General features: G+C 55.2%; 18 protein-coding genes. 15 read left to right on the top strand and 3 right to left on the bottom strand.

Annotated elements, in window-relative coordinates; genetic code table 11:
• Nucleotides 1-56 precede the first annotated feature (56 nt).
• On the bottom strand, nucleotides 57-3,392 hold the full coding sequence (locus ABIB18_RS10535) for a diguanylate cyclase (RefSeq protein ID WP_354474122.1): 3,336 nt from the start codon (nucleotides 3,390-3,392) through the stop codon (nucleotides 57-59).
• A gap of 155 nt (nucleotides 3,393-3,547) precedes the next feature.
• Nucleotides 3,548-4,162, bottom strand: coding sequence for a phosphatase PAP2 family protein (locus ABIB18_RS10530; protein ID WP_256150927.1), 615 nt, complete (start codon nucleotides 4,160-4,162; stop codon nucleotides 3,548-3,550).
• A gap of 273 nt (nucleotides 4,163-4,435) precedes the next feature.
• On the opposite strand from ABIB18_RS10530, the gene udk reads away from it, so the two are divergent.
• The 3 genes from udk (at nucleotide 4,436) to asmA (ending at nucleotide 7,581) form a co-directional block, all read left to right on the top strand.
• A complete protein-coding gene (gene udk / locus ABIB18_RS10525; protein WP_031375322.1) occupies nucleotides 4,436-5,077 on the top strand; it encodes a uridine kinase in 642 nt (213 codons plus the stop codon).
• A gap of 83 nt (nucleotides 5,078-5,160) precedes the next feature.
• Complete coding sequence (dcd, locus tag ABIB18_RS10520; RefSeq protein ID WP_031375323.1) at nucleotides 5,161-5,742, top strand: dCTP deaminase; 582 nt, start codon at nucleotides 5,161-5,163, stop codon at nucleotides 5,740-5,742.
• A gap of 15 nt (nucleotides 5,743-5,757) precedes the next feature.
• Nucleotides 5,758-7,581, top strand: coding sequence for an outer membrane assembly protein AsmA (asmA, locus tag ABIB18_RS10515; RefSeq protein WP_354474121.1), 1,824 nt, complete (start codon nucleotides 5,758-5,760; stop codon nucleotides 7,579-7,581).
• A 13-nt stretch (nucleotides 7,582-7,594) separates the two neighbouring features.
• Here the strand turns inward: asmA and ABIB18_RS10510 are convergent, their stop codons facing one another.
• Nucleotides 7,595-9,166, bottom strand: a complete 1,572-nt coding sequence (locus tag ABIB18_RS10510) for a TerC family protein (protein WP_354474120.1) — start codon at nucleotides 9,164-9,166, stop codon at nucleotides 7,595-7,597.
• A 787-nt stretch (nucleotides 9,167-9,953) separates the two neighbouring features.
• Between ABIB18_RS10510 and wbaP the strand changes: the two genes are divergently transcribed.
• The 12 genes from wbaP (at nucleotide 9,954) to wcaK (ending at nucleotide 25,452) form a co-directional block, all read left to right on the top strand.
• Complete coding sequence (gene wbaP / locus ABIB18_RS10505; protein ID WP_031375326.1) at nucleotides 9,954-11,387, top strand: undecaprenyl-phosphate galactose phosphotransferase WbaP; 1,434 nt, start codon at nucleotides 9,954-9,956, stop codon at nucleotides 11,385-11,387.
• Nucleotides 11,388-11,677: 290 nt separating this feature from the next.
• Nucleotides 11,678-12,817 (top strand): polysaccharide export protein, encoded by a 1,140-nt coding sequence (locus ABIB18_RS10500; protein WP_031375327.1) that lies wholly within the window; start codon nucleotides 11,678-11,680, stop codon nucleotides 12,815-12,817.
• Between the two features lie 9 nt (nucleotides 12,818-12,826).
• Nucleotides 12,827-13,261: an arsenate reductase/protein-tyrosine-phosphatase family protein gene (locus ABIB18_RS10495; protein WP_046288212.1), complete on the top strand. Its 435-nt coding sequence runs from the start codon at nucleotides 12,827-12,829 to the stop codon at nucleotides 13,259-13,261.
• Between the two features lie 12 nt (nucleotides 13,262-13,273).
• Entirely contained in the window at nucleotides 13,274-15,451 is a 2,178-nt protein-coding gene (gene wzc / locus ABIB18_RS10490) for a tyrosine-protein kinase Wzc (protein WP_046288213.1), read from the top strand.
• A gap of 280 nt (nucleotides 15,452-15,731) precedes the next feature.
• Nucleotides 15,732-16,871 carry an EpsG family protein gene (locus ABIB18_RS10485; protein WP_031375328.1) on the top strand — a complete coding sequence of 380 codons (1,140 nt, stop codon included), beginning with the start codon at nucleotides 15,732-15,734 and terminating at the stop codon, nucleotides 16,869-16,871.
• Between the two features lie 17 nt (nucleotides 16,872-16,888).
• A complete protein-coding gene (locus tag ABIB18_RS10480; RefSeq protein ID WP_031375329.1) occupies nucleotides 16,889-17,593 on the top strand; it encodes an SGNH/GDSL hydrolase family protein in 705 nt (234 codons plus the stop codon).
• A 35-nt stretch (nucleotides 17,594-17,628) separates the two neighbouring features.
• The gene (locus ABIB18_RS10475) at nucleotides 17,629-18,807 is read left to right on the top strand and encodes an acyltransferase family protein (protein WP_046288214.1); all 1,179 of its coding nucleotides are present in this window, start codon (nucleotides 17,629-17,631) and stop codon (nucleotides 18,805-18,807) included.
• 75 nt (nucleotides 18,808-18,882) lie between these two features.
• Nucleotides 18,883-19,800 carry a glycosyltransferase family 2 protein gene (locus tag ABIB18_RS10470; RefSeq protein WP_031375330.1) on the top strand — a complete coding sequence of 306 codons (918 nt, stop codon included), beginning with the start codon at nucleotides 18,883-18,885 and terminating at the stop codon, nucleotides 19,798-19,800.
• A 76-nt stretch (nucleotides 19,801-19,876) separates the two neighbouring features.
• Entirely contained in the window at nucleotides 19,877-20,629 is a 753-nt protein-coding gene (locus tag ABIB18_RS10465; protein WP_089561739.1) for a glycosyltransferase family 2 protein, read from the top strand.
• Nucleotides 20,630-20,675: 46 nt separating this feature from the next.
• Nucleotides 20,676-21,710, top strand: a complete 1,035-nt coding sequence (locus tag ABIB18_RS10460; RefSeq protein ID WP_069728959.1) for a glycosyltransferase — start codon at nucleotides 20,676-20,678, stop codon at nucleotides 21,708-21,710.
• 88 nt (nucleotides 21,711-21,798) lie between these two features.
• Nucleotides 21,799-24,015: a phage tailspike protein gene (locus ABIB18_RS10455; RefSeq protein WP_031375333.1), complete on the top strand. Its 2,217-nt coding sequence runs from the start codon at nucleotides 21,799-21,801 to the stop codon at nucleotides 24,013-24,015.
• A gap of 174 nt (nucleotides 24,016-24,189) precedes the next feature.
• Nucleotides 24,190-25,452: a colanic acid biosynthesis pyruvyl transferase WcaK gene (gene wcaK, locus ABIB18_RS10450; RefSeq protein WP_031375334.1), complete on the top strand. Its 1,263-nt coding sequence runs from the start codon at nucleotides 24,190-24,192 to the stop codon at nucleotides 25,450-25,452.
• Nucleotide 25,453 lies beyond the last annotated feature (1 nt).

Genomic DNA, 25,453 nt, shown 5'->3' with positions numbered 1-25,453 from the left:
AAAAGGGGGCGACTTTAGCGCAGCTTTAGCAGGGTAGCAAGCGCTCAACGGTGGATTTAACGGATGGCAAAAAAGCGCGCCTCGGCCAGTACGCTCAGCGGCTGACGTTCGGCGACCGCGCTGCCCCAGACGCCATCCACATCCAGGCTGGCGAGGGTAGTCAGCACCGCCGGAACCGAAACCGGACCGGCCAGCAGGGCAATGTTGCGCTGCGACGCCTGGCCCTGGATGATAGTCAGCAACATCTCATCCATCAGATTGTTATGCACATTGGAGACCAGTTCAGGTGCCAGCACCAGACAGTCGACCCACTCATCGCTGAGCTGATTGAAGGCGTCGAGGTTACGGCCAAAGTGCTGCAGCACGATGCGGCAGCCACTCTGACGCAGCTGCAGCAGTGCGCTGTGCAGCCGATCGCCCTGAGTTAACACGCTGGCAGCCGGGAAGGCGAAGCCACAGCGGCTGTCACTCAGGCCGGCCGCCACAAAACGGCGACACAGTTGCTGGATAAAATCGGCATCGAGCAACGCCTGGGCGCTAAGCGCCAGAACCACCGCAATGCCTTTTTCATTCAGCCCCTGCACATCGTGCTGGAAGAAGGCCTCAAGGATTTTATTATCCAGCTGACGCCGCAGTCCTTCATCCGGCAGATTATTGCGCAGCAGCGTTTCATCAATCAGCAGGCCATCCGGGGTTAACAGCTGCACTTCCAGCAGCCAGAGAAAGGCTGACTGTGGCGTATTCGGCGGGGCGACAGCCCAGGCCGGCAGCTCTATCTGCAGCGAATCGATCATCGCGGCGTCGAGGCCCTGATGATTGCCCGCCAGCGGCAACCGGTGCTGCTCATAAACCACATAGCGGCCACGTCCGCTGCGTTTGGCGTTATAACAGGCAATATCGGCCTGAGACAGCACATCGCTGCTCTGGCAGTTGTCCGGCGAAATCTGGGTGACGCCGACGCTGGCCCCGACCTGATAGAGGCGGCCCAGCCACTGGAAGCGGTAATCATTGACCGTGGTGACAATGCGCTGAATCACTTCGCACGCCTGCTCAACCTGGCAGTCGGGCATCAGCAACGCAAACTCATCGCCGCCCAGCCGTGCCAGGAAATCACTGCTGCGCAGATGATGCAGCATCAGGTCTGACAGTTCCCGCAGCAGCGCATCGCCCGCCGCATGACCGGCGCTATCGTTGACCGCTTTAAATTTATCGAGATCGATAAACACCAGCACGTGGTGATGCTGATGTTCTGCTGCATCATACAGCAGCCGTTTTAGCTGATGATCGAAGCTGGCGCGGTTCGGCAGGCGGGTCAGGGTATCGTGTAGCGCGCTGTAGCTCAGGCGCTTCATCAGTTGGCGCGATTCGCTGACATCCTGAATGACCATGACCGCACCCTGTTCCAGTCCGGCCTCAGAGCGCAGCGGGGTAATGCTGTAATGGATGTCGATATGCCCGTCATCCGGGGTATGCAGCACCAGATCCTGATCCAGATCCGGGGTGATTTTCTCACGCGGTAGCTGACACAGCAGCAGAGTGTCTATCTCTGGTCCGTTGCGGCCCTGCGTGATCTGCAGCAGCTCGCTGAGGGGTTTGCCAGCCGCCTGTTGCTGCGTCCAGCCACTCATCTTTTCGGCCACCGGATTCATAAAGGCGACGCGCATCGCTTCATCGGTGCTGATCACCGCCTCACCGATTGAGTCGAGGGTGATTGCCATCCGCTCTTTCTCCTGGAACAGCGCCTCGTTCAGGTTGCGTAATGGCGTGATGTCCTGGCAAATCCCCAGCATCCGCTCAATCCGTCCCTCTTTACTCAGGATGCGGTTGGCCTGAGTACGCACCCAGCGCTGGCCGTCGTCGTTAACAATCCGGTATTCCATATGGAAGGCGCTGCGCAGTTCAATCGCCTGCTGCACCGTCAGCGCCGCATGTTCCCGATCGCCAGCATGCAGCAGGTGGATCCACAAATCGTAGCTGGGTGACTCGTGCGGTGCCAGGCCAAACAGCGCATACATCCGCTTGTCCCAGAGCATTTCGCCGGTCAGCAGGTTCCATTCCCATACGCCAATGCCGCCCGCCTCATTGGCCAGCGTGATGCGCTCCATCAGCCGGCGGTTGACCTGCTCGCTCTGTTTCAGCTCGGAGATATCGACGATCTGGGCAATCAGGTAGAGCGGCAGATGGGCGGGATCGCGCACCAGCGACACCGTCAGCCGGGTCCAGACAATCTCGCCATCTTTGCGGAAGTAACGTTTTTCCAGCGTGTAGGTGTAGATCTCACCGCTGAGCAGCTTACTGAGCTGCTGCAAATCGTTGCTGAGGTCGTCAGGATGGGTAATCTGCTGAAAGGTCAGTCGCCGCAGTTCCTCTTCCGGATAGCCCAGCGTCTGGCAGAGCGAATGGTTCACCTGCAGCCAGCCGCCCTGAGGGGAGACCAGCGCCATGCCAATCGCCGAATATTCCATCGCGTGACGAAAGCGGGTTTCGCTCTCGCTGATGTGATTCTTCTCACGGCGAAACGCATCCATCACCAGCGACATGATGTGGCTGGGGATCAGCACCAGCAGGAACGGCAGCCAGCTGGAGACCGGTCCCAGCGCACTGTTATTGTTCACCACGCTGACCAGGCCAAAGGCCAGCAGCATCGACATAAAGCTGGCGTTCAGGAAAAATAGCACAAACGCCTGCAGCTTAGGCAGGCGGACGGCGCACCAGAACAGAATCACCACAATAAAGGTGAACGGCCACGGCAGATAGCGCAGGGCCAGATAGCTGGCCACCAGCGTCACCGCCAGCGTCAGGAAGAATTCAGTCAGACGCAGTTCGCGCAGCTGGGTACGGCGCACCGGCCACGGCAGCAACAGCAGCATCGGACCCAGCACCAGCATGCCGATAATCTCGGAGATCACCCAGGTATAAAAGAAGGGAAACGAGGCGTGGCCACTGACCTGCAGCACCCACAGCGCCATCAGCCCGCCGATCACCGGCGTAACGATCCCCACGGACAGCACCAGTCGCGCCCAGTCATGCAGTGAACTGAGTGGCGCACGGCGATCGAGTAACGCCCGCAGCAGTATTCCGCCCAGACCCGCCTGCAGCAGGTTCAGCAGGGCAAATTTGATGTTGGAGAGAGCCGGACCGATGATGATTGCATTGGCGCAGGCGGTGCCGAGCACGCAGGCCGCCAGGTAGAGCGGGAGCTGGCGTGACGGGCAGCGGAAAACCACCACCGTCATGGCGGCAGTCGGAAACCATAGGGGCGAAATTTTACCGCTGACCACGATCAGTTCAAGGCAGAACAGCGTCAGGACAAACATCGAGCAGCCGAGTAAAAGCGCAGAGATCCAGCGCTTGTTCGGTCGATTGTGCAGGTAGGGGATCTCTATGGTCATGCAGACGTCCGGCAGGGTGCAGGGGTTCCGCAACGGCGAAATATGCACCAGTCATTCTCTTTCAGCATGCTAGCACATTCAGTCAAGAAAAAAGGGGGGAAATCAAAGTTGCCCGTTATTCGGCGAATTGACGGGCAGAGAAAGTTAGCCTTTGATTACTGGCGGAAAAGGTCAGCGCGGGTGTAAGGCTTTTCCAGGCCGGCCAGGCTGGCGGAAAAACGTTCGAGGAACTGCTGGGTGGTGGCTACCCGGCCATGACTTAACAGGACAAACGGCACTAACAGCGCGGCGCCAACCTGCGGCCAGCTGAACCCTTTGAGCGCGGTACGACGCTGCGAAATCAGGAAGACGGTGCTCAGGGTGAAGCCGAGCAGCAGGCCGGTCGCCACTTCGCTTTTGGAATGGGCGTGGATCACCAGGCGCGAGAAGCCCACCATCAGCGGGATCATATAGCCGACGGCAATGGCAGCGCCGCGCCACAGGGCGGACCAGCGGCCCGAAATCAGCCACAGCATCACCGGCCACAGGGTGGCGGACATCGCGCTATGGCCGCTGAAGCCGGTAAAATTAAAGCGTGCGCTGCCAATACCAAAGCCGAGGAACAAAATTTTTGACAGGCTGACCAGCAGTCCGGCGAGGCCAAAGGCGACCACCCAATAGAGCACCGTCCGGCGGTTATCACTCTTCCACGGCAAAATCAGCGCAATAAGCACCGCTGTCGGAATCAACAGCATGCTGTCGCCAAAATAGGTCAAAGTCTTCCAGAGCATACAACTCCTGATGGGATCGATCGTACCCGGCAGACACGCGTTGAGCGCGCCGCACAGGCGGTTTTATTTATATTACAGTGTGTGCTTAGTTTATCGGTGAAATGAGTGACGTCCAAAGGAGAAAGTCTGAAAAGTCACCCGCGCCATTTCTCTGGCATCAAAACGCCGAAATCCCTATACTTAGCGCGAACACACCCTCTCCATTTCGGCCCGTCATCTGGACGCGTAATGCGTGACCAGTGGCAGGCTCCAGTTATCAGGTCTTAAAAAAGTATGACTGACAAGTCTCATCAGTGCGTGATTGTAGGCATTGCCGGCGCTTCCGCATCCGGTAAAAGTTTAATTGCCAGCACGCTCTATCGTGAAATCCGTGATCAGGTAGGTGACGAGCATATCGGGGTTATCCCGGAAGATGCTTATTACAAAGATCAAAGTCACCTCACCATGGAAGAGAGGGTTAAAACCAATTATGACCATCCAAGCGCGATGGATCATGATTTGCTGTTACAGCATTTGCAGGCGGTTAAAGCCGGCCAGGATATTGAGTTACCGGTCTACAGTTACGTTGAACATACCCGCACCGCAGAAACCCTGCACCTGAAGCCGAAAAAGGTGATTATCCTTGAAGGCATTCTGCTGTTAACCGATGCGCGTCTGCGTCAGGAACTGAATTTCTCGATTTTCGTTGATACCCCGCTCGACATCTGCCTGATGCGCCGCATGAAGCGTGACGTGAATGAGCGTGGCCGTTCGATGGATTCGGTGATGAGCCAGTACCAGAAAACCGTGCGTCCGATGTTCCTGCAGTTCATCGAGCCATCAAAACAGTACGCCGATATCATTGTGCCGCGCGGCGGGAAAAACCGCATTGCTATTGATATTCTTAAAGCCAAAATCAATCAGTTTTTTGAATAATTCACGTCTGTCTGGATGTGATGCGCACAGGCGGCACGCAGTATGGCGCCTGTTCGCTACACTTACGTCATGGAGTTAGCGCAATGAGATTATGCGACCGCGATATTGAAGCCTGGCTGGATAATGGCAAGCTGGCCATTGAGCCACGCCCGCCCGTCGAGCGGATTAATGGTGCCACGGTCGATGTGCGGCTGGGCAATCAGTTCCGTACGTTCAGCGGCCACACTGCGGCTTATATCGATCTCAGTGGTCCGAAACATGAAGTGAGCGCGGCGCTGGACCGGGTCATGAGCGATGAAATCGTGCTGCCGGACGGCGAAGCCTTTTTCCTGCATCCCGGTGAACTGGCGCTGGCGGTCACGCTGGAGTCGGTCACGCTGCCGGACGATCTGGTTGGCTGGCTGGATGGACGCTCTTCGCTGGCGCGACTCGGTCTGATGGTGCATGTCACCGCGCACCGTATCGATCCCGGCTGGCAGGGGCGCATCGTGCTGGAGTTCTATAACTCAGGTAAACTGCCGCTGGCGCTGCGTCCTGGCATGTTAATCGGTGCGCTGAGCTTCGAACCGCTTTCCGGGCCGGCGGCGCGTCCCTATAACCGGCGTGAAGATGCAAAATACCGTGGTCAGCAGGGCGCTGACGCGAGCCGTATCGACAAAGACTGATTTACTGAGGATGTAATGAAGAGAGTGATAACCACGCTGGCCATCCTGTCAGTGGTGGTCGTAGCGGGAATGACCGCACTGGTGCTGCTGGTAAATCCCAACGACTTTCGTGCCTACATGGTGCAACAGGTTGAACAACGCAGTGGTTATCAGCTTCAGGTCAGCGGCGATCTGCGCTGGCACGTCTGGCCGCAGCTCAGCATTCTGGCCGGCCGCATGAGCCTGACCGCGCCCGGTGCCAGCCAGCCGCTGGTGACGGCGGACAATATGCGACTGGATGTCGATCTCTGGCCACTGCTGTCACATCAGCTGAGCGTGACGCAGGTGATGCTGAAAAATGCGGTGGTGCGGGTTACGCCCGACAGCGCCGCGCAACCGGCGAAAAACGCCCCGCAGGGACCGCGTAACGCCGAGCCTTCTGCGCCGTCCACCGGCTGGTCTTTTGATATCGCCCAGCTGCGGGTAGCCGACAGTTTGCTGATCTGGCAGCAGCCGGGCGGCGACGAATATAACTTCCGCGATTTCAATCTCAATCTGGAACAGGATGCGCGTAAGCAAGCCACGCTGACCCTGAGTTCCAGCCTGACGCGCAATCAGCGCAACGCCACCGTTAACCTGAAAGGCCAGCTGGATGCGGCGCAGTATCCGCACCGCCTCAGCGGTCAGATAGAGCAGCTCGATTACACCCTCTCCGGTGCGGATATGCCGGCGCAGGGGATCAAAGGTACGCTGAGTGTCCAGGCTGACTGGAACGCCGATAACCAGCAGTTCGCATTGCGCAATCTGCAGCTAACCGCCAACGACAGCACCCTGACCGGTCAGGCCGATGGTCGCCTGGCAATGCCGCAGCGGCTGGCGCTCGACCTCAAAGCCAGTAACCTGAATCTGGACAATTTACTGACCGATACGCCGATCGCTGACGCGCCGGGCGCACAGCGGGCGACGGTAGCCCGTTCGCCGGTGATTGCGCAGCCGCGCGAGACAAGTAACGCAGATTCACCCCTTAACAGCCTTGACCTGGCGCTCAAAGTGCAGGCCGATAAGGCGCTGTGGCGCGGATTACCACTGACCGGGCTGGCCATTGATGCCACCAATCAACGCGGCCTGATGACGCTTAACACCCTGAAAGGCAGTCTGGGGCAGGGGAGTTTCTCGATTCCGGGCAGCATTGATATCCGTCAGCCAGTGACCCACATCAGTCTGCAGCCCGCGCTGAGTCAGATTGACATTCAGCCGCTGCTTAAAGCCTTTGAACTGCCGGAAAGCCTGCAGGGAACGGTGAGCCTGAACGGCAACCTGGCGGGTGACACGCTGAGCGTGGCAGAGGCGAAGCGCAGCTGGCAGGGCAGGGCGGCGATCAGCGCCAGCCATCTCAAACTGGCACAGCTCAATCTGCAGCAGATGGTGCGCCGCGCGGTGGCGCGGGCCAGTAATCGCGTCAGCAGCGACGACCAGCCGGATCAGGGCATCGATCAGATCAGCGGCCAGCTGGCGCTGAACCGCGGCGAACTCAGCTTCAGCCAGCTGAGCGGCAACGGTCAGCATCTGGCGCTGCAGGGAGAGGGCAAAGTGAACATGGTGCAGCAGCAGCTCGACGTGACGCTGGGGCTGAAGATCAGCGGCTGGAAAGGCGATGAAGAGCTGGTGGCCGCGCTCTCCGATCAACCAATCCCGCTGCGGATGTACGGCAGCTGGAACGATCTGCAATATTCATTGCCGGTGGATGAGGTATTGCGCGACCGGCTGCAGAACGAGGCGAAGTCGCGGTTAGACAAATGGATCGAGCGTCAGCCGGAAAGCGACAATAAACAGAATATGCAGAAGCTGCTGCGCCCGTAACCGGCGCAGCGCCTCAGACCTGATAGTCCATCGCCGGCTGTTGCAGAATTTCAACTTTCTGCACCCGGTGATTTTCTACCTGCAGCGTCCGCAACAGATAGTCACCCAGCTGCACCTCTTCCCCTTCCTGCGGAATATGTTGCAGCCGGTCCATCAGTAAGCCAGCCAGCGTATGGTAATCCCGCTGTGCTTCCAGCGGTAATTTCACATACAGCGCCAGGTCATCCAGCGGCATATGCCCGTTGGCGATCCAGTGGTTTTCGCCCTGAACCTGAATATCGTAGCGCGCGTCGGTTTCGCCCGCCTCATTCGGCAGATTACCGGCAATGGTCTCCATCACGTCGCTCAGGGTGACCACCCCCTCAACCGATCCAAACTCATCCACCACAAAGGCAAAATGGGTATGCGCCTGGCGAAACTGCTCCAGCGCCTGCAACAGCGTCAGGCGTTCAGGAAACACCAGCGGCTGGCGAATCAGCGCCCGCAAATCGAGGGAGTTGTTATGCAGCGACTGATGCAGCAGATCGATAACGTGAACCACGCCGAGCGGTTCGCTGGAGTGGTCGGTAACCAGAATCCGGGTATGCTGATTACGGTCAAGGCGCGCCATGATCTCAGCCGGATCGTCGCTCAGGTCGATATGCTCAACGTCGTGGCGCGAAGTCATAATGCTGTTAACGTGGCGCTGTCCCAGTCCCAGCACCCGGGCAATCATCACCCGTTCCTGGCGGTTGAACAGCATCGTGGCGTCACTGTCGGCAATCAGTGAGGAGGTTTTGACATCCAGCTCTGCCGGTTCCGCCTCGCCGCGCAGCAGTCGCAGTACCGCTTCGGCAGTGCGCTGACGTAACGGCCGGCCAGCCGAGAGCACCCGACGACGGTTAAACTGCGCCAGTTGATTCAGCGCCTCAATCAGCACCGAGAAGCCGATGGCGGCATAGAGGTAGCCTTTCGGAATCGCAAAGCCAAAGCCTTCCGCCACCAGGCTGAAGCCGATCATCAGTAAAAAGCTTAAGCAGAGGATGACAATGGTCGGGTGACTGTTGACAAAGCGGGTCATGGGTTTGCTGGCCAGCAGCATCAGCAGGATGGCGATGGTCACCGCAATCATCATCACCGGTAAATCATTCACCATTCCGACTGCCGTAATCACCGCATCGAGCGAGAAAATGGCGTCCAGAACCACGATTTGCGCTATCACTGGCCAGAATTTAGCGCCGCCTTTTTGTTGACCGGCGTCATCATCATGGCCTTCTAGGCGCGAATTTAACTCCGTTGTGGCTTTAAACAGCAGGAAAATCCCGCCTGACAGCAGTAACAGATCGCGCGCGCTAAACGCGTGACCGGCCAGCGTCACCCACGGTTGGGTCAGCGTAACCAGCCAGGAGAGCGAGGCCAGCAGCAGTAAACGGCAGACCAGCGCCAGCAGCAGGCCAATCACCCTGGCACGGTCGCGCAACGTCGCAGGCAGCTTCTCAACCAGAATGGCGATGAACACCAGGTTATCGATGCCCAAAACCAGTTCAAGAACGATTAGCGTGACTAATCCTGCCCACAGCGACGGATCTGCAATAACCTCCAGCATGCGTTATTCACCTGAATGTCTTTAATTGAATTTTGTCTGATGATAGTGGAGTGTGACGCCCGGTACAAATGCCGGAACCGGCGGTGAGCAACCGCTGGCAGCAATTTAGCCGCAATAATTTTGTCTCTGCGTTGAAGATGATCTGATTAAATCCACACTGAGTTAGCAGCACAGATGACGGGTAATATTTTCAAATGCAGGGATATCCCGCTGTATTGCTTATGCGATTTATCCTAATGGCGACATGGCATTAATCTGAATTATGAAGAAAGGATTGCACTGCTGCTGTGGCGTCAATACTAATGGCTGGTAGTCTTTTTCCTAAAATAGTCCAGGGATGGCGGGGCCTACTTGTAAACAAGCCAGTAATAACTAGTATAGCAACGAGTTTGCAAAAGTCTGCGCCCATGTCGTAATTCGCGTGACCCATCGACGTCAAATGTTGTGAATTGTGATCTCGTCCGATAACTGATGCATTAAGCGTCAATACGACGCCCCGTGCAGAGCAATATGAATGATGACAGCGGTATTGGCAGCGACAGCCAAGGGCGGTAGCGTGCCTGAATCGCGTTTATCGTTTATTAAATGAGCGCCGTTAAGGTCGATTAAAGTCAGAGTAATCTGTTGGAATTAATCACAATAATGCTGGTTTTATGGTTAAGATCGTTGGCGTAAAGGCCGCAGGAGCTCCCCTCAGAAACGGCTCAGCCCTGAGAATTTATACCGCTCAATAAATATACAGGTGAGAGACGTGGCGGGTTTAAGGAAATAAAATAAAGAGTTAAATATGCGCGATACAGAATTTACGTTTAAAAGTCTTATCACCAAATTAATGCTGGCTTGCTCAGACTTAATTTGTTTCAACGCAGCGTTCTTTGTGGCGATGATGCTAATTAATATGCAGTCTGATTCGCCACTGGCAGATATTTCTGAAAAAGAAATGAATTTAAAAATTGCCACCCACATCTGCCTGTCAGTAATTTGTATTGGCTGGTTCTGGGTAAGGCTGCGCCACTATACATACCGCAAACCTTTCTGGTTCGAATTAAAAGAAATTTTTCGTACCATTCTTATATTCTCGGTTATTGATCTGTCGATTACCGCATTGTCGCAGTGGCAGATGTCGCGTTTTGTCTGGTTACTGACCTGGGTACTGGCGCTTATTTTCATCCCGACCTGCCGCGCGCTTTCTAAGCGGGTGCTTAACCATTACGGGATGTGGAAAAAGCAAACCATTATTATCGGCAGCAGCAAAAATGCCCACGAAGCCTGGCAGGCTCTGCAGAGCGAAGAGGTGATGGGTTTTGACGTTATCGCCTTCTACGACGTGGATGGCACCTGTCCGCAGAGCATTCTCGACGGCGTACCGGTGTTGCGTGATGAGCAGGAGCTGTGGAGCCTGACCAACAGCGAAACCCAGTTTATCGTGGCGGTAGAGTTCGAGCAGAGCCAGTACCGTGATAAATGGCTGAAATCGCTGGCGATGCACAATTGTCGTTCGGTATCGGTCATCCCGACATTACGCGGCGTGCCGTTGTATGGCACCGATATGGCGTATATCTTCAGTCACGAAGTGATGATTTTACGCGTACAGAACAATCTGGCGAAACGCACCTCGCGTTTCCTGAAGCGCGCCTTTGATATCGTCGGTGCCCTGTCGATTATTCTGATGCTGATGCCGGCGCTGCTGGTACTGGGTTTCCTGGTCGGCCGTGACGGTGGACCACCGATTTATGGACACGAGCGTGTTGGCATGAATGGCCGTAAATTCAAATGCCTGAAGTTCCGCTCGATGGTGATTAATTCTAAAGAAGTGCTGGAAGAAGTGCTGCGTACCGACCCGGTGGCGCGCGCGGAGTGGGACAAAGATTTCAAACTGAAAAATGATCCGCGCATCACCAAAGTGGGCCATTTTATCCGTAAAACCAGCCTTGATGAGTTGCCGCAGCTGTGGAACGTGGTGCGCGGCGACATGAGCCTGGTCGGTCCCCGTCCGGTTATTGAAGATGAACTCTGTCGTTATGCCGGTGATGTTGATTATTACCTGATGGCAAAGCCAGGCATGACGGGATTGTGGCAGGTCAGCGGTCGTAATGATGTTGACTACGAAACCCGCGTCTATTTCGACTCGTGGTACGTGAAAAACTGGTCACTGTGGAATGACATCGCCATTCTGTTTAAAACAGTCGGTGTGGTGTTGAAGCGAGACGGTGCGTATTGATTGTGAGGCGATAAGAGCGCGTTAACCGCGCGCTCTCGTGGTTCGGTGCCGTTGTCAGGCGTGTCGTTGTTAGCGGCCATCGTCAGGGAGAAAGTAGATTGTCATTACCGTTGCGTAATCCTCTGCTACTGTTATTCCGCCCTGATGGATGGTTACTACTTATAACAATTGGAGCAAAGGATAATGAACGACAGGTTCAGTGCTTAATTAAGTTAGTTTTACTTTTTGTTGGACGCTTACACAGCGGCGTATTCGCCTCTATCAATCAATAACTGATAGCGAAGATCTAAATGATTACAATCAAAATGAAATTGATACCCTTGCTGGTATCTGCCACTTTTCTTAGCGGGTGTACGATCGAACCAGGTCAGCGCCTTTCCACATCGGGAAAAGATGTCATCGAGCAGCAGGACAGCAACTTTGACATCGATAAGTACGTCAACGTCTTTCCGTTAACCCCAACGTTGGTAGAGAAAATGCGTCCTAAGCCTCTGGTGGCTCAGGCGAACCCTTCTCTGCAGAACGAAATTCAGAACTATGAATACCGTATCGGCATCGGCGACGTGCTGACCGTGACCGTCTGGGATCACCCTGAGTTAACCACGCCGGCCGGTCAGTACCGTAGCGCCAGCGACACCGGTAACTGGGTACATTCCGATGGTACGATTTTCTACCCATACATTGGTAAAGTCCGCGTCGCTGGCCGTACCGTAGGTGAAGTGCGTAACGAAATCGCCCGTCGCCTGGCGCAGTACATCGAAAGCCCGCAGGTGGATGTCAGCATCGCCTCGTTCAAATCGCAGAAGACCTACGTGACCGGTTCGGTGACCACTTCAGGTCAGCAGCCGATTACCAACGTACCGTTGACGATTCTGGATGCCATCAACGCCGCAGGCGGTCTGGCAGCGGATGCAGACTGGCGCAACGTGGTGCTGACGCACAACGGTCGCGAACAGCGCGTCTCACTGCAGGCTCTGATGCAGAACGGCGATCTGAGCCAGAACCATCTGCTCTATCCAGGCGATATCCTTTACGTTCCGCGTAATGACGATCTGAAAGTGTTTGTGATGGGCGAAGTGAAGCAGCAGGCGACCCTGAAAATGGATCGCAGCGGCATGACGCTGGCTGAAGCGCTGGGCAATGCGGCCGGGATGGATCAAACCACCTCTGACGCCACCGGCGTGTTCGTTATCCGTCCACTGCGCGGCACCGATCGCAACAAGATTGCCAACATCTATCAGTTGAATACCAAAGATGCGGCATCAATGGTCATGGGTACTGAATTCCAACTGGAACCGTACGACATCGTCTATGTCACCTCCACGCCGCTTACGCGCTGGAACCGTGTGATCTCGCAATTACTGCCAACCATTGCGGGTATCAACGATGTGAGCGAGAGCGCACTGCGTATCCGCAACTGGTCAAACTAAGGTTTCACCATGATTACGTCCGTGTTAGTCGTTTGCGTCGGCAACATCTGCCGCTCTCCAACCGGAGAGCGCTTGTTTAAACGCGCGCTTCCCAATATCCGGGTCAGTTCTGCCGGTCTGGGTGCCCTGGTAGGGCGTCCGGCCGATCAGACCGCCAGCGACGTAGCGGCCGCACATGGCCTGTCGCTGGAAGGACATCAGGCACAACAGCTGACGGCAGAAATGTGCCGCAACGTTGACCTGATTCTGGTGATGGAGAAGCGTCAGATTGAACAGGTGAACCGCATTGACCCGGCCGCGCGTGGCAAAACCATGCTGCTTGGGCACTGGCTCAATCAGAAAGAAATTGCGGATCCGTACAGAAAAAGCCGTGAGGCCTTTGAAGAGGTTTACGGGTTACTGGAAAACGCTACCCAGAAATGGGTCAACGTATTAAGCCGATAGTTGGGATTATCCATGAATATAAAAAACAAGGTTAGAACCGCGCCGGGAGAGGATTCGAATGGATGGGATCTGGCGCATCTTGTGGGACAGCTTATTGATCATCGCTGGATCATTGTTGCCGTCACCGCTTTCTTTATGCTGGCGGGCACGCTCTACACACTGTTTGCGACACCGATTTATAGCGCCGATGCCTTAGTCCAGGTTGAGCAGAAGAATGCCAGCACCGTTCTGAACGAACTGGACAGCATTCTGCCACCGACACCTGCTTCAGATACTGAAATCGAGATTCTTGAATCGCGCATGGTGATCGGCAAAACCGTTGACGATCTGGGTCTGGATACCGTGGTTGAGCAGAACTACTTCCCGGTAATCGGTAAAGGTCTGTCACGCCTGATGGGCAACAAGCCGTCAAACATCGCGATTTCGCGGCTGGAAATCCCACGCACTATCGACAAGCGTAACGTTGAACTGGAAGTAACCGGTCCGGACAGCTACACCGTGTCGAAAGATGGCGATGAGCTGTTCAAAGGTAAAGTGGGTCAGCTGGAGTCGCACGGCGACATCACCATGCTGGTGAGCGAGATTCACGCCGATGAAGGCACCAGCTTCACCGTGACCAAGCTGAACAACCTGCAGGCGATCCGTTCGGTCCTGTCTAACCTGACCGTTGCTGACAAAGGTAAAGACACTGGCGTGCTGGGCCTGGAATATCTGGGTGAAGATCCAGAGCAGATCAGCAAAGTGCTGAACCAGATCGTCAACAACTATCTGTTGCAGAACGTTGAGCGCAAGTCTGAGCAGGCAGAGAAGAGCCTGGAGTTCTTACGCACCCAGTTGCCGCAGGTTCGCGCCAAACTGGATGAAGCGGAAGACAAGCTGAACACCTTCCGTCGTCAGAACGAATCGGTTGACCTGTCACTGGAAGCGAAATCAGCACTCGACTCTTCGGTCAGCGTGCAGAGCCAGCTGAACGAACTGACGTTCCGTGAAGCCGAAGTGTCTCAGCTGTTTACCAAAGATCACCCGACTTACCGCGCGCTGCTGGAAAAACGCAAAACGCTGGAAGGTGAGCAGGCACAGCTGAACAAGAAAATCTCTGGTATGCCACAGACTCAGCAGGAAATCCTGCGTCTGACCCGTGACGTGCAGTCCGGTCAGGAGATCTACATGCAGCTGCTGAACCGTCAGCAAGAGCTGGGCATTAGCAAAGCCAGCACCGTAGGTGATGTTCGCATCATCGATGGCGCCGAAACCGCTAACTCGCCGGTAGCACCGAAGAAACTGCTGATTATCGCCGCCAGCCTGCTGTTAGGTCTGTTCGTGTCGGTCGGCCTGGTACTGCTGAAAGCGCTGCTGCATCACGGCATTGAAAACCCGGATCAGCTGGAAGAGCTGGGCATGAATGTCTACGCCAGCGTTCCTCTGTCAGAGTGGCAGCGTAAGAAGGACACCGAAGCCCTGGCGCGTCGCGGTAACAAGGTGAAAACCGATCCGCACGAAACGCTGCTGGCGCTGGGTAACCCGACTGACCTCTCCATCGAAGCGATTCGTAGCCTGCGTACCAGCCTGCACTTCGCGATGATGGAAGCCAAAAACAACATCCTGATGATCACCGGTGCCAGCCCGGGTATTGGTAAAACCTTTATCTGTGCCAACCTGGCGACTCTGGTGTCGAAAGCGGGTCAGCGCGTGCTGTTTATCGATGGCGACATGCGTCGTGGTTATACCCACGAACTGCTGGGCGCGGAAAACAAATCGGGTCTCTCCAACGTGCTGTCCGGTAAAACTGAGTTCAGCCCGGCGCTGATTCAGCAGGGCGTTTACGGTTTCGACTTCCTGCCTCGTGGCCAGGTTCCGCCGAACCCGTCTGAACTGCTGATGCATCGTCGTATGGGTGAGCTGCTGGATTGGGCGAGCAAGAACTACGACCTGGTGTTAATCGATACGCCACCGATTCTGGCGGTTACCGATGCGTCAATTATCGGTAAGCTGGCCGGCACCTCGCTGATGGTGGCGCGTTTCGAAACCAACACCACCAAAGAAGTGGATGTCAGCTTCAAACGCTTTGCCCAGAACGGTATTGAGATTAAAGGTGTGATCCTCAACGCCGTGGTGCGTAAAGCAGCCAATGCGTATGGCTATGGTTATGACTATTACGATTACGAATACGGTAAACCAACCAAAAGCTAATCACTGAGTTGCAGGGGCGGTCTGACCGCCCCTTTTTATCGCACCTTTGAATGACGACACGCATCAATTTACACAGGTGATTCTGTATATAACCAACAAAAGCGATGAAGGTATAAATCGCATGGCGAGCGTCACTCAACAGAATTCATCACCAGCATGGCATCAGCCTGTCGCACGCCCTGAAGGGCCGGCGCGCCGGGCACGCTGAGACGTCAGCCGGGAAGGCAATCAGCGTCGCCGACTGTTGGCATGAGAACTTGTGGAATTAAGGAATCACACCATGGCTCCATATTGGTATGTATCAGGGTTTTTACTGGTGATTTCGCTGGTTGAACTCCTGCTGAAAAAAGACGAACGAACCAACCATCTTCTGACGTATCTGCTCTGCATCGCGACCGTAACGCTGATTGTGTTCGGCGGCATACGCGGTCTCGGCACCGGGATGGATGACTACCAATACCGCAACTTCTTTGAAGATTTTATCCGGCGTATTCAGGTCAACGGCTTCTTCAATACCGTGGCGTTCTTCCGCTACGAGCCGCTGATTTTTGCTATCGCCACCCTGACCAGCCTGATTTCCCATAACGCCAGCACCTTCCTGTTCGTTTTTTCGATCCTGGCGGTGGGCACCAACGCGATCTTCTTTAAAAAGATGTCGCCGTATCCGGTGATGGCGCTGGCGCTCTACTCGGCGCATATCTTCATTAACAAAGATATGAACCAGATTCGCTTTGGTCTCAGCTCGGCCCTGTTCCTTGGGGTGATCTGGGCGCTCTACCTGAAGCGCTACTGGCTGGCGACCGGCTTCTTTGTGCTGTCATTCCTCAGTCACAACACCGCCGTGATGGTGGTGACGCTGATCCCGTTCCTGTTCATGCGTGAACGCCGCTGGTGGCCGATTGTGATTATCGTGCTGAGTATTCCGGCCTCCAAAGTCGGGGGAATGGGCTTCGTCTCGATCATCGCCGGTCACCTCGGGGCACTCGGGGAGAGGGCAGCCAACTACAACAACGACAACTCGTCCGCGGCCACCACCGGTAGCGTTTTCTCGGTCTCCAACCTGAAAAACGTCGCGCTGGTGTTCATCTTTGTTTATTTCATGCTGAGCAACCAGCTCAAGCGCGATAACTACGATGCCTGGCGGATGAACTACCTGTTGATCATCACCTTTGCCATCGGCGGCGGCATCAGGATCTTCTTCTACAACTACTCCTCCGGCGCGCGTCTGTCGAACTACCTGCTGCAGGTGGAGCCGATTATTCTGACGCTGTTGATCTACCAGTCGAAACGGGTCTGGAAGCCGGCGATGTTTGCCATGTTTGTCTTCTTCCAGATGTACTACCTCTACTACAACACCATCTCCCTGAAACAGGCTGTGGTGGGGTACGAGGTGGCACGTGAATTTAAACTGGTTCACTGATGAAACGGGGGCTGACGATGAAACGCTGTCTGCCGCTGTTGCTGATCGCTTCGCCGCTGCTGGTACAGGCGGCGAGCGCGCCGGCCGCGATTGTTATCGCGGCCTATGGCGATTCCACCACCGCCGGTGTGACCTCGTCAGGCGGCCGCAATATCATCAGCAAAGAGAACGAAATCAGCTACCTGCAGCAGATGTTGCAGCAGAAATATGGTCCGGCGGTGCGCATCGAGAATCACGGCTCGCCCGGTGCCCAGCTCACTGAGCTGATCAGGTCGCCGGTCAGCTGGGAGCAGCGCATGGCGCAGTCCGATGCGCGTATCATCCTGATCAATTACGCCATTAACGATGCGCGCATCTACTCGGCGAAAAACCGGCCGGCCGGGGCAGAAAGTCCTGAGGATTTTAATCGTACCCTGACCAGCCTGATTAAAACCGCCCGAGCGCATCATAAGCAGGTGGTGCTGCAACAGCCGAATCCGCTGTGTGGACGGGCCGAGCGCTGGAACGTCTGGCCTTACGTCTGGCAGCTGAACCAGGTGGCGCAGCAGCAGCAGGTGCCGATTGTTCGTCAGTATCAGCTGATTAAGCAGCAGGATGACTGGCGCAGCGAAATGTCTGCCGACTGTATTCACCCGACCAAAACACTTTATAAAAAGAAAGCTGAACAAACTTTTGAGCTGCTAAGCCAGCAATTTGACAGCGTGTTTAAAACCACCAGCTAACTTAATGATTTTATGGACTTCAGGAGCAGGGCGGAATGTACGTACTGATGATGGTGCTTTCACTGGGACTGGCGCTGCTGGTATTGCGCGCATTCTCTTTCCATCGTGGCATTTACAACGAAAGCGGGATTAAAAGCATCTCCGGATTGCGTGCGCTGCTGGCCAGCATCGTGGCTTTTTCGCACTTCGCGCATTATGTCTACGCACGCGATCATGACTGGATATTTGATAAAGACTATTTTTCCCTGATTTCGCAGGGCAACTTTTTTGTCAACAGCGGCAAGTTTGGCGTGGCGCTGTTTTTTATGATCTCCGCCTTTTTGTTTTACCGCTGGCTGGATAACGACGGTCTGACGCCCGGCGAGCTGACCCACAAACTGATGAAATCGCGCCTGCGCCGCATCGTGCCGATGTTCTGGTTTTCGGGACTGGTAGTGATGACGATTGGCTGGTTACAGGGCGACCTGGTGCCGGACCTGACGTCGCTGAAGCAGGCGATGCTGTGGCTGCTGTTTGTCGGCAATTACCACATCGGGTCGTTTATGACCGCCAATGTTAACTCTGGCGTCGAATGGACGCTGCGGCTGGAATGGCTGCTCTATCTGTCGATTCCGCTGAATTACCTGCTTAACCGCGTGACCGGCGGCCGCTACAAAACGCTGCTGATCCTCGGGTCGATTGGGGTGATTTTTGTGATTGCGGTGGCGCTGCGGCTGTGGGGCACCGCCTATACCGATCCCCGTCCGGTGCTCGGGTTCGCGATGGGCTATCTGGCCTGGCAGTACCGCGACCGCTGGGTAGCGGGCCGCAACTCAGCTCGGGCTGCGGGGCTGGCGATTGTGCTCGCCGTGGTGGCGCTGTTCTTTACCAGCAGCGAGTTCTTCTACCTGATCTTTCTCTGCTGCCTGGCGCTGGTGTTTTTTATCGTCAGCAGCGGCAATGCGCTTTTTGGCCTGCTGGAAAATAAGACCCTGATGTCGGTTGGCGAAGTGAGTTATAGCCTCTATCTGATGCACGGCGTGGTGCTCTATTTTATTAAGCAGCTGCCGCTGCCTTCGCTGCAGCACGATTTTGTTCTTTATACCGCGCTTTCCACGCTGTTTTTTGTGGTGTCGTTTTACGTGGCGAAGCTGACTTATCTGTATGTGGAAAAACCGTTCATCGGCAGCAGCAATAAGAAAAAAGTGGCGATCGAAACCTCGCCGACAAATTAGGACATCACCGGTTACCCTGCTACGTCCAAACGTTATATCTTTGAAATTGGAACTGTTTTTAATGAGGTGCTGGCAATGAAGGACATTCGCTTCTCCATCGTAATTCCTGCTTATAATGCGTCAGAATCGATTGTGACGACGCTGGATTGCGTTAAAGCGCAGACGTATCGCAATTTTGAAGTGATCATCGTTGATGATAAGTCCGCCGATGCGGCCGCTCTGGCTGAAGTGGTGCGCAGCGAGCGCTATCAGGACCTGAACATTAACCTGGTGCTCTCCGAGGTTAAACTCAACGGCGCAGGCGCGCGCAACAAAGGTATTGAGCTGGCAACCGGCGATTACGTCAGTTTCCTCGACGCCGATGATGAGTGGCACGCCGATAAGCTGCGTCAGGTGAGCGAAAAAATTGCTCAGCTGGAGGCCCAGGGCAAGCAGAACGTGGTGATTTTCAGCCAGGTGAACATCTATCAGGATGGCGCTTTTCTGAAAGTGATGCCGATGCAGCCACCGGGTAAAAATGAAACCGTGGCAGAGTACCTGTTCGGTTGCTACGGCTTTATCCAGACCAGTACCATCGTGCTGAAGCGCGAAGATGCGGCAAAAATTCAGTTCGATACCCGCTATATCCGCCATCAGGATTACGACTTCTGCATTCGTGCCGATCGCATGGGCTATGAGTTCGTGATGATCGCTGCGCCGCTGGCCAACTACCATCTGGTGACGAAGTTCGGCTCGAAACACAAAGGCGAGTCGGTGAATTACTCGATGTTCTGGCTCGACGCAATGAAACCGCACCTGACCCCGCGTGACATCCACACCTACAAAGCCTTTAAGCTGCCGCTGCGCTACAAGATGGACGGCAAGGGATTGATGGCGAGCCTGACCTTTGCCCGCTACTTCTTCCTCACCAACCAGGACAATCGCGCTTACTTTATGAACCGGGTCAAAGACAAGGTCCGGGCGCGTTTTGGCGGTGAAAAAGCGCTCTCCTGATGCGCAGCCAGCTTCTCTTTGCTCCTGATGCCAGGAGCAGCTCTCTCTCTATTTTGCTTATTATTCTGGGTTAAAGATGAATAATCACGTTGGAACCGTCGGCATTGTCATGCCTATGTATAACGCACGTCAGACGGTATTACGCGCCGTGCAATCGGTTATCAATCAAAGTTATGCCGACTGGCACCTTTACCTGATCAACGATAAGTCGACCGACGATTCACTCGCCTGGGTGCGGGAACAGTGTCAGGACCCGCGCATTACCATTCTGGACAACGCCGTCAACATGGGCGCCGCCGAAACCCGTAACGTCGGGCTGCGGGCCGCCAGCGAAGAGATCATCGCGTTTCTCGACAGTGACGACGAATGGCACGCTGACAAGCTGGCGCAGCAGGTGGCGGCAATCGCCGCGGGTGACAACTTTGTCATCACCGAATATCACTACAAAACCCGCAACGCTGAGCACGATATTACCTACAGCAAGCCCTATCTGCAGCAGGAGAACTTCGTTAAGAAGCAGTATCGCGTCTGCTTCTCGTCGGTCTGTTTCCGTCGTCCGCCAGAGGGCATCTTCTTCCAGCGTAAGGGTCACGAAGACTTCCTTTTCCTGTATGAGCTGTTCACCCGCTATCAGCAGGCACGCGTGATTCAGACCATTCTGGTCAATTATTACGAATTAGGTGATTCCCTTTCCCGCAATAAGAACAAAGCGGCGAAATGGCACCTCGAATTATTAAGAATTATCTATAAAAACAATCCTTTAAAAATCTATTACTATTACGGCTGGTATATGGTGAATGGCGTGCTGTTTACCCTGAAGCATCGTTAAGCCAATCGGCAGGATTGTCTTTATTATTTGAGGTGGATAGCGTTTCATGAAAAAAATCGTCCTGGTGATCAAAGATGCCTACTCGTATGCGGGCACCGAGAACATCTGTAACTTCATGTCAGAATGTCTTGGCGAAACGCACGACGTCACCATTTACTCGCTGGAAGGCAGCGGAAAAACCTTCTATCCGTTTGAGCACGTCAAACAGATCGTCAGCTTTGAAGGGCAGAGCAACCCGATTAAGAGCGCGGTGGCCCGCATTCATGAAGAGGGTTTCGACACCGTTTTCCTGATCAGCATGGGTCGCCTCAGCGTGATGTTCGCCTTCTGGAACCTGCTGGCGATGAAGAAAAAGCGTGGCAAAGCCTACGCCTGCGAACATATCGCCATTAACTCCTTCAGCAAACCGATCAAGTTCCTCAAGTTTCTGCTGCTGCGCTACTACGACCGCGTGATTGTTCTGACCGATAAAGATCATCAGGTGTTCAACCGCTGGCGCATTCCCAGCAAGCAAATCCCGAATCCGGTGGTCTACAAAGGTTATCAACGCCAGACGCGTCATCGTCAGGCGCTGGCCGTGGGACGTCTGGATAACCAGAAGGGCTTCGATTTGCTGCTGGATATCTGGCGCGACTTTTCCCGTTCCCATCCTGACTGGACGCTGGTGATTGCTGGTGACGGCGAACTGCGTCAGCAGTTGCACGATCAGGCTGCGGTGCTGGGCATTACCGACAGCGTGAACTTTGTCGGCAAGGTCAGCAACATTAACGATTACTACCGCGACAGCGACATGGCGCTGATGACCTCACGCTATGAAGGCCTGCCGCTGGTGCTGCTGGAAGCCAAATCCTGGTCTTTGCCGGTGGTGGCGTATGACTGCCCGACCGGACCGCAGGAGATCATCAATCACGGTGAAGATGGCTTCCTGGTGCCGATGAATGACAAAAGCACCTTTCTGGCGCGGATGGAACAACTCGCCAGCGATGACGCCCTGTTCTATGCCATGAGCGAAAAAACAAAACAGACCGCGCTGAAATTCGACGGTAATCAAATCAAGCAAAGCTGGCTGGCGTTGGTGTAATTCGGTGCTGGAAAAGCACCCTTGCGACGTGCCTCAGGGACACCGCCATGGCCGATTATCCGGCCTTATTGACTACGGGAATTGATGCATGAAAAGAAGAGAAGTTTTACAGACCGCCGCCTCCGCTCTGGTGGGGGCTCTCTCCGTGAGCACCTTTTCCAGCTACGCTGCTAAAAGTAACGGTATCGCCCTGAAGCCGGTCGATGCCACCGATGTACCGAAAGGTGATGTGCCGATCCTGACGCCGGAAAACGTTTACGCCATGCCGCCGCAGTTCTGGCAGGGCTTTGAAGGCAAACTGTGGATCGGTAAAGCTGGCACCGACGCCAGCAAACCGGGCAACCAGATCCCGGTCTACCTGCGCGATGCCAGCGGCAACGTGTCGCAGATCGCCCAGCCGGTGGCGCTGAATAAAGGCAATTTTTCGCAGTTTATTAAAGACAATGCGGCACTGATCGCCGATCCGTCGCACTCGATGGCGGTTGAAGACAATAACGGCCAGATGCTGTTTAACATCACCGACGTCAGCCGTCCTGGCGCGGCTGATTTCAGCCAGCGTCTGGCGCAGCCGGCCGGTTACCAGCTGATTGGTGAAATCCCGTCAGTGGAAGAGTTACGTAAAACCCGTCCGCTGTTCGAAGGGGCCAAAGTGAAGCTGAAAAGCTGGCACGACGGCTTCGAAGTCGGCGGCGGCGAGTTTGTCGGCAGCTTCCAGCCAGCGCAGGATGATGGCGGCGTTAACTTTGCCGGCCAGGGTTTCCACTGGCGTCGGGTGGTTGAGGATTTCAACCGCTTAACCCTGTTTGATTTCGGTGCGATTGCCGACGGCAAAACCGACACCGCGCCGGCGATCATGGCGATGTTTACCTGGTCGCAGCAGGCTAACCAGCAAATCTGCGTCCAGTTCCCGGCCGGGACCTTTTTTGTCTCAGTCTGCGACTTTGGCGATAAATATCTCAACTTCTTCCGCGTGTCAGGCGCGATGGTCAACTTCGGCTATTTCCCGGCCACTACCGTGGTCTCTGACGGTAAGTCAGAGTTCATCTTCTCGATGAATGCGCGCCGGGTTGAGCTTTCCAACCTGATTTTCAACGGTAACAGTGACAAGAACCCGAACAAACAGGGCTTCTTCCACAATACCTGTCCTGGCGGTCAGTACTTCCGTGGCGCCTGCCTGCGTTTCAATTTTGTCGGCGGCACCGCCATCAGCCTGCAGGACACGCTGGATTGTAAAATCGACCAGTGGTACGCCTCGCGCTGCAGCGGCGACGTGATCAAATCCGGCTGGTCAGGGCAGAAGCAGGGCAAGTGGGACCACAGTACCGCGATTGAGTTATCTAACTTCAATGCCCAGCACTGCCGTGGCGGTAAAGTACTGAACCTGCCGCGCTGCGGTCAGTCGATTATTCACAACGGCTGGATTGAGCACTGCGACAACCCGGGCGACATCTCGAACGGTCAGTGGATCGTCGATGCGCTGAGCCTTGAGGATTGTAAGAATCCGCTGATCGCGCACAACACCCGACTCAATATGCGTCAGACCAGCCTGCAGTCAGGCAGCTGGATTGACAACTCCAGCCAGGGCGATCGTCTGCTCAGCATCTGGGAGATGGGCTCAACCCGCGTTGAGTCGTACGGCGTCGCGCTGGATGGCAGCCTGAAGTACAACTACATCACCTCGCGCTGGCGGTTAGAGAACAACACTAATCAGGAAACCTGGTTCGATCTCGGCAGCCTCTACTCACCGACGGTGGGTGATTCGTGGGAGATTGAAATTTTTGGTCAGGCGCAGTTCAGCAACGGCAGTGGCGATCAGCCGCTGATGAACCTGATCAGCGACAAAACCACCGGTGGCCGCGCGGTGATCCACGTTCAGCGCAAGAAAGGGCGCTCGGAAGCGAGCTGGTCTGCCGAAGGCAGTTCGCCGGTGGTCGACGTGCGCTATGTGGCTGAGCATGACACCGACGTACGGATCTTTATCAAACTGGCGGGCTGGACCCCGGCGGCCGCGGTGCTGGTGAAAACCACCGGTAAAGACCGTTTTGTCACCGGACGCTGCGCGCGGGTGAATGCCCGGATGCAGCCAGGTAATCCGCCAGCCGGCGATGCCACCAAACGGGCACCGCAGCGTTTCAGCCTGCACAACGGCAAAGCCGGCGTCGGTGCCAACGAGCAGGGCGACCTGCTGATGGCGTCGCGGCCGCTGTCGGCCGATCAGGTTGATACCAGCAAGCCGGAAGGTTTTGTCTCGGTGGTGATCAACGGTAAACAGGTTGCGCTGCCTTACTTCGCCATCAAGTCGTAACAGATTCAGTTATCACCGATGCATGACGGCCGCCATAAAGGAGGCGGCCGGTCTTAACAGGAGCAGGACCCTTTGGGTGCGTTATCCCGTATTGCAGTTATTTAAACAGAGTTCATTTTGCCCGTTGCGGATCTGGGCGGCTTGCAGAATTAAAAAAATTCATTCGGAGTTGTTATGAAAATTTTATTGGTGGGTAACCATACGTGTGGGAATCGTGGGGATGGCGCGATTCTTCGTGGACTGATTGATTCAATGAAGTCTGCTCGCAGTGATTTAGACATTGATGTGATTAGCCGTTATCCAACCAGCTCCGGTTATTTGCTCCAGCAGGATATTCAGCAGGATTCGCTGTTTCTGCACAATAGCAAGTCAGCCAAAGGTTTGGTCGGTTCGTTTAAGCGTAAAGTGGCGAACCGCTTGATGCCCGACATTATGATGGCGCATCTGGGCAAGGGCGGCCTGTATAAGTCGTTCGCCGTGCCGCCACATCTGAAAGCGTTTACCGAAAGCCTGGCGAAGTATGATGCGATTATTCAGGTTGGCGGGTCGTTCTTCGTCGATTTGTACGGTGTGACCCAGTTTGACCACGCGCTGTGTGCGCTGATGGCGAAAAAACCGATCTACCTGATTGGTCACTCCGTCGGCCCGTTCCAGAACCCACGCGTTAATGCGCTGGCCAACTTCGTGTTCGATCGCGTCGACAGCCTGGTGCTGCGTGAGTCAGTCAGCCTTGATCTGATGAAGCGCGATGGCGTCACCAGCTCTAAAGTGGCCGCCGGGGTGGATACCGCCTTCCTGGTACGGGCGCGTGAAGTGGAAAACCCAAGCCATAACCTGCTGCACTGGCAGGGCATTATCAGCGGTCGCAAAACCATCGCCATCACCGTGCGTGAACTGGCGCCGTTTGATAAACGTCTGGGCGTCACCCAGAAAGAGTACGAAGCCGCCTTTGGCCGGGTGATCAATGCGATGATCGCCGACGGCTATCAGGTGGTCGCCTTCTCGACCTGTACCGGCATCGACAGCTACGCTAAGGATGACCGTATGGTGGCGCTGACGCTGCGTGACCATGTGGCACAACCTGAGCATTATCATGTCATCATGGACGAGTTTAACGATCTGGAGCTGGGCATCCTGCTGAGTCATTGTCATCTGACCATCGGTACCCGCCTGCACTCCGCGATTATTTCCATGAACTTTGGCACCCCGGCCGTGGCGATTAACTACGAGCACAAGTCGATGGGTGTGATGAACCAGTTAGGTCTGCCGCAGATGGCAACCGATGTGAAAAGCCTGATGGATGGCTCGCTGATCGACAAGGTCCAGACGGTCCTTGCCGATTACGACAACATCAAGCAAAAGGTCGACACGGCCGTTGCGAATGAAAGGGAAATTGGCAACCGGATCACTGCAGAGATTCTCAAAGTATTAGGGTAAT

This window comes from Pantoea sp. UYEF8 (genome assembly GCF_040546285.1).
Taxonomy (GTDB): Bacteria; Pseudomonadota; Gammaproteobacteria; order Enterobacterales; family Enterobacteriaceae; genus Pantoea; species Pantoea brenneri.
This window is presented reverse-complemented; position numbering and strand designations above follow the sequence as displayed.

What these genes read in the sequence shown, in the direction of transcription:
- ABIB18_RS10510 (WP_354474120.1), bottom strand. Translation starts at nt 9,166, where the DNA reads ATGCTGGAGGTTATTGCAGATCCGTCGCTGTGGGCAGGATTAGTCACG.
- dcd (WP_031375323.1), top strand. Translation starts at nt 5,161, where the DNA reads ATGAGATTATGCGACCGCGATATTGAAGCCTGGCTGGATAATGGCAAG.
- ABIB18_RS10485 (WP_031375328.1), top strand. Translation starts at nt 15,732, where the DNA reads ATGGCTCCATATTGGTATGTATCAGGGTTTTTACTGGTGATTTCGCTG.
- wbaP (WP_031375326.1), top strand. Translation starts at nt 9,954, where the DNA reads ATGCGCGATACAGAATTTACGTTTAAAAGTCTTATCACCAAATTAATG.
- ABIB18_RS10530 (WP_256150927.1), bottom strand. Translation starts at nt 4,162, where the DNA reads ATGCTCTGGAAGACTTTGACCTATTTTGGCGACAGCATGCTGTTGATT.
- ABIB18_RS10495 (WP_046288212.1), top strand. Translation starts at nt 12,827, where the DNA reads ATGATTACGTCCGTGTTAGTCGTTTGCGTCGGCAACATCTGCCGCTCT.
- ABIB18_RS10500 (WP_031375327.1), top strand. Translation starts at nt 11,678, where the DNA reads ATGATTACAATCAAAATGAAATTGATACCCTTGCTGGTATCTGCCACT.
- ABIB18_RS10460 (WP_069728959.1), top strand. Translation starts at nt 20,676, where the DNA reads ATGAAAAAAATCGTCCTGGTGATCAAAGATGCCTACTCGTATGCGGGC.
- wzc (WP_046288213.1), top strand. Translation starts at nt 13,274, where the DNA reads ATGAATATAAAAAACAAGGTTAGAACCGCGCCGGGAGAGGATTCGAAT.
- ABIB18_RS10475 (WP_046288214.1), top strand. Translation starts at nt 17,629, where the DNA reads ATGTACGTACTGATGATGGTGCTTTCACTGGGACTGGCGCTGCTGGTA.
- asmA (WP_354474121.1), top strand. Translation starts at nt 5,758, where the DNA reads ATGAAGAGAGTGATAACCACGCTGGCCATCCTGTCAGTGGTGGTCGTA.
- ABIB18_RS10470 (WP_031375330.1), top strand. Translation starts at nt 18,883, where the DNA reads ATGAAGGACATTCGCTTCTCCATCGTAATTCCTGCTTATAATGCGTCA.
- udk (WP_031375322.1), top strand. Translation starts at nt 4,436, where the DNA reads ATGACTGACAAGTCTCATCAGTGCGTGATTGTAGGCATTGCCGGCGCT.
- ABIB18_RS10465 (WP_089561739.1), top strand. Translation starts at nt 19,877, where the DNA reads ATGAATAATCACGTTGGAACCGTCGGCATTGTCATGCCTATGTATAAC.
- ABIB18_RS10480 (WP_031375329.1), top strand. Translation starts at nt 16,889, where the DNA reads ATGAAACGCTGTCTGCCGCTGTTGCTGATCGCTTCGCCGCTGCTGGTA.
- wcaK (WP_031375334.1), top strand. Translation starts at nt 24,190, where the DNA reads ATGAAAATTTTATTGGTGGGTAACCATACGTGTGGGAATCGTGGGGAT.
- ABIB18_RS10455 (WP_031375333.1), top strand. Translation starts at nt 21,799, where the DNA reads ATGAAAAGAAGAGAAGTTTTACAGACCGCCGCCTCCGCTCTGGTGGGG.
- ABIB18_RS10535 (WP_354474122.1), bottom strand. Translation starts at nt 3,392, where the DNA reads ATGACCATAGAGATCCCCTACCTGCACAATCGACCGAACAAGCGCTGG.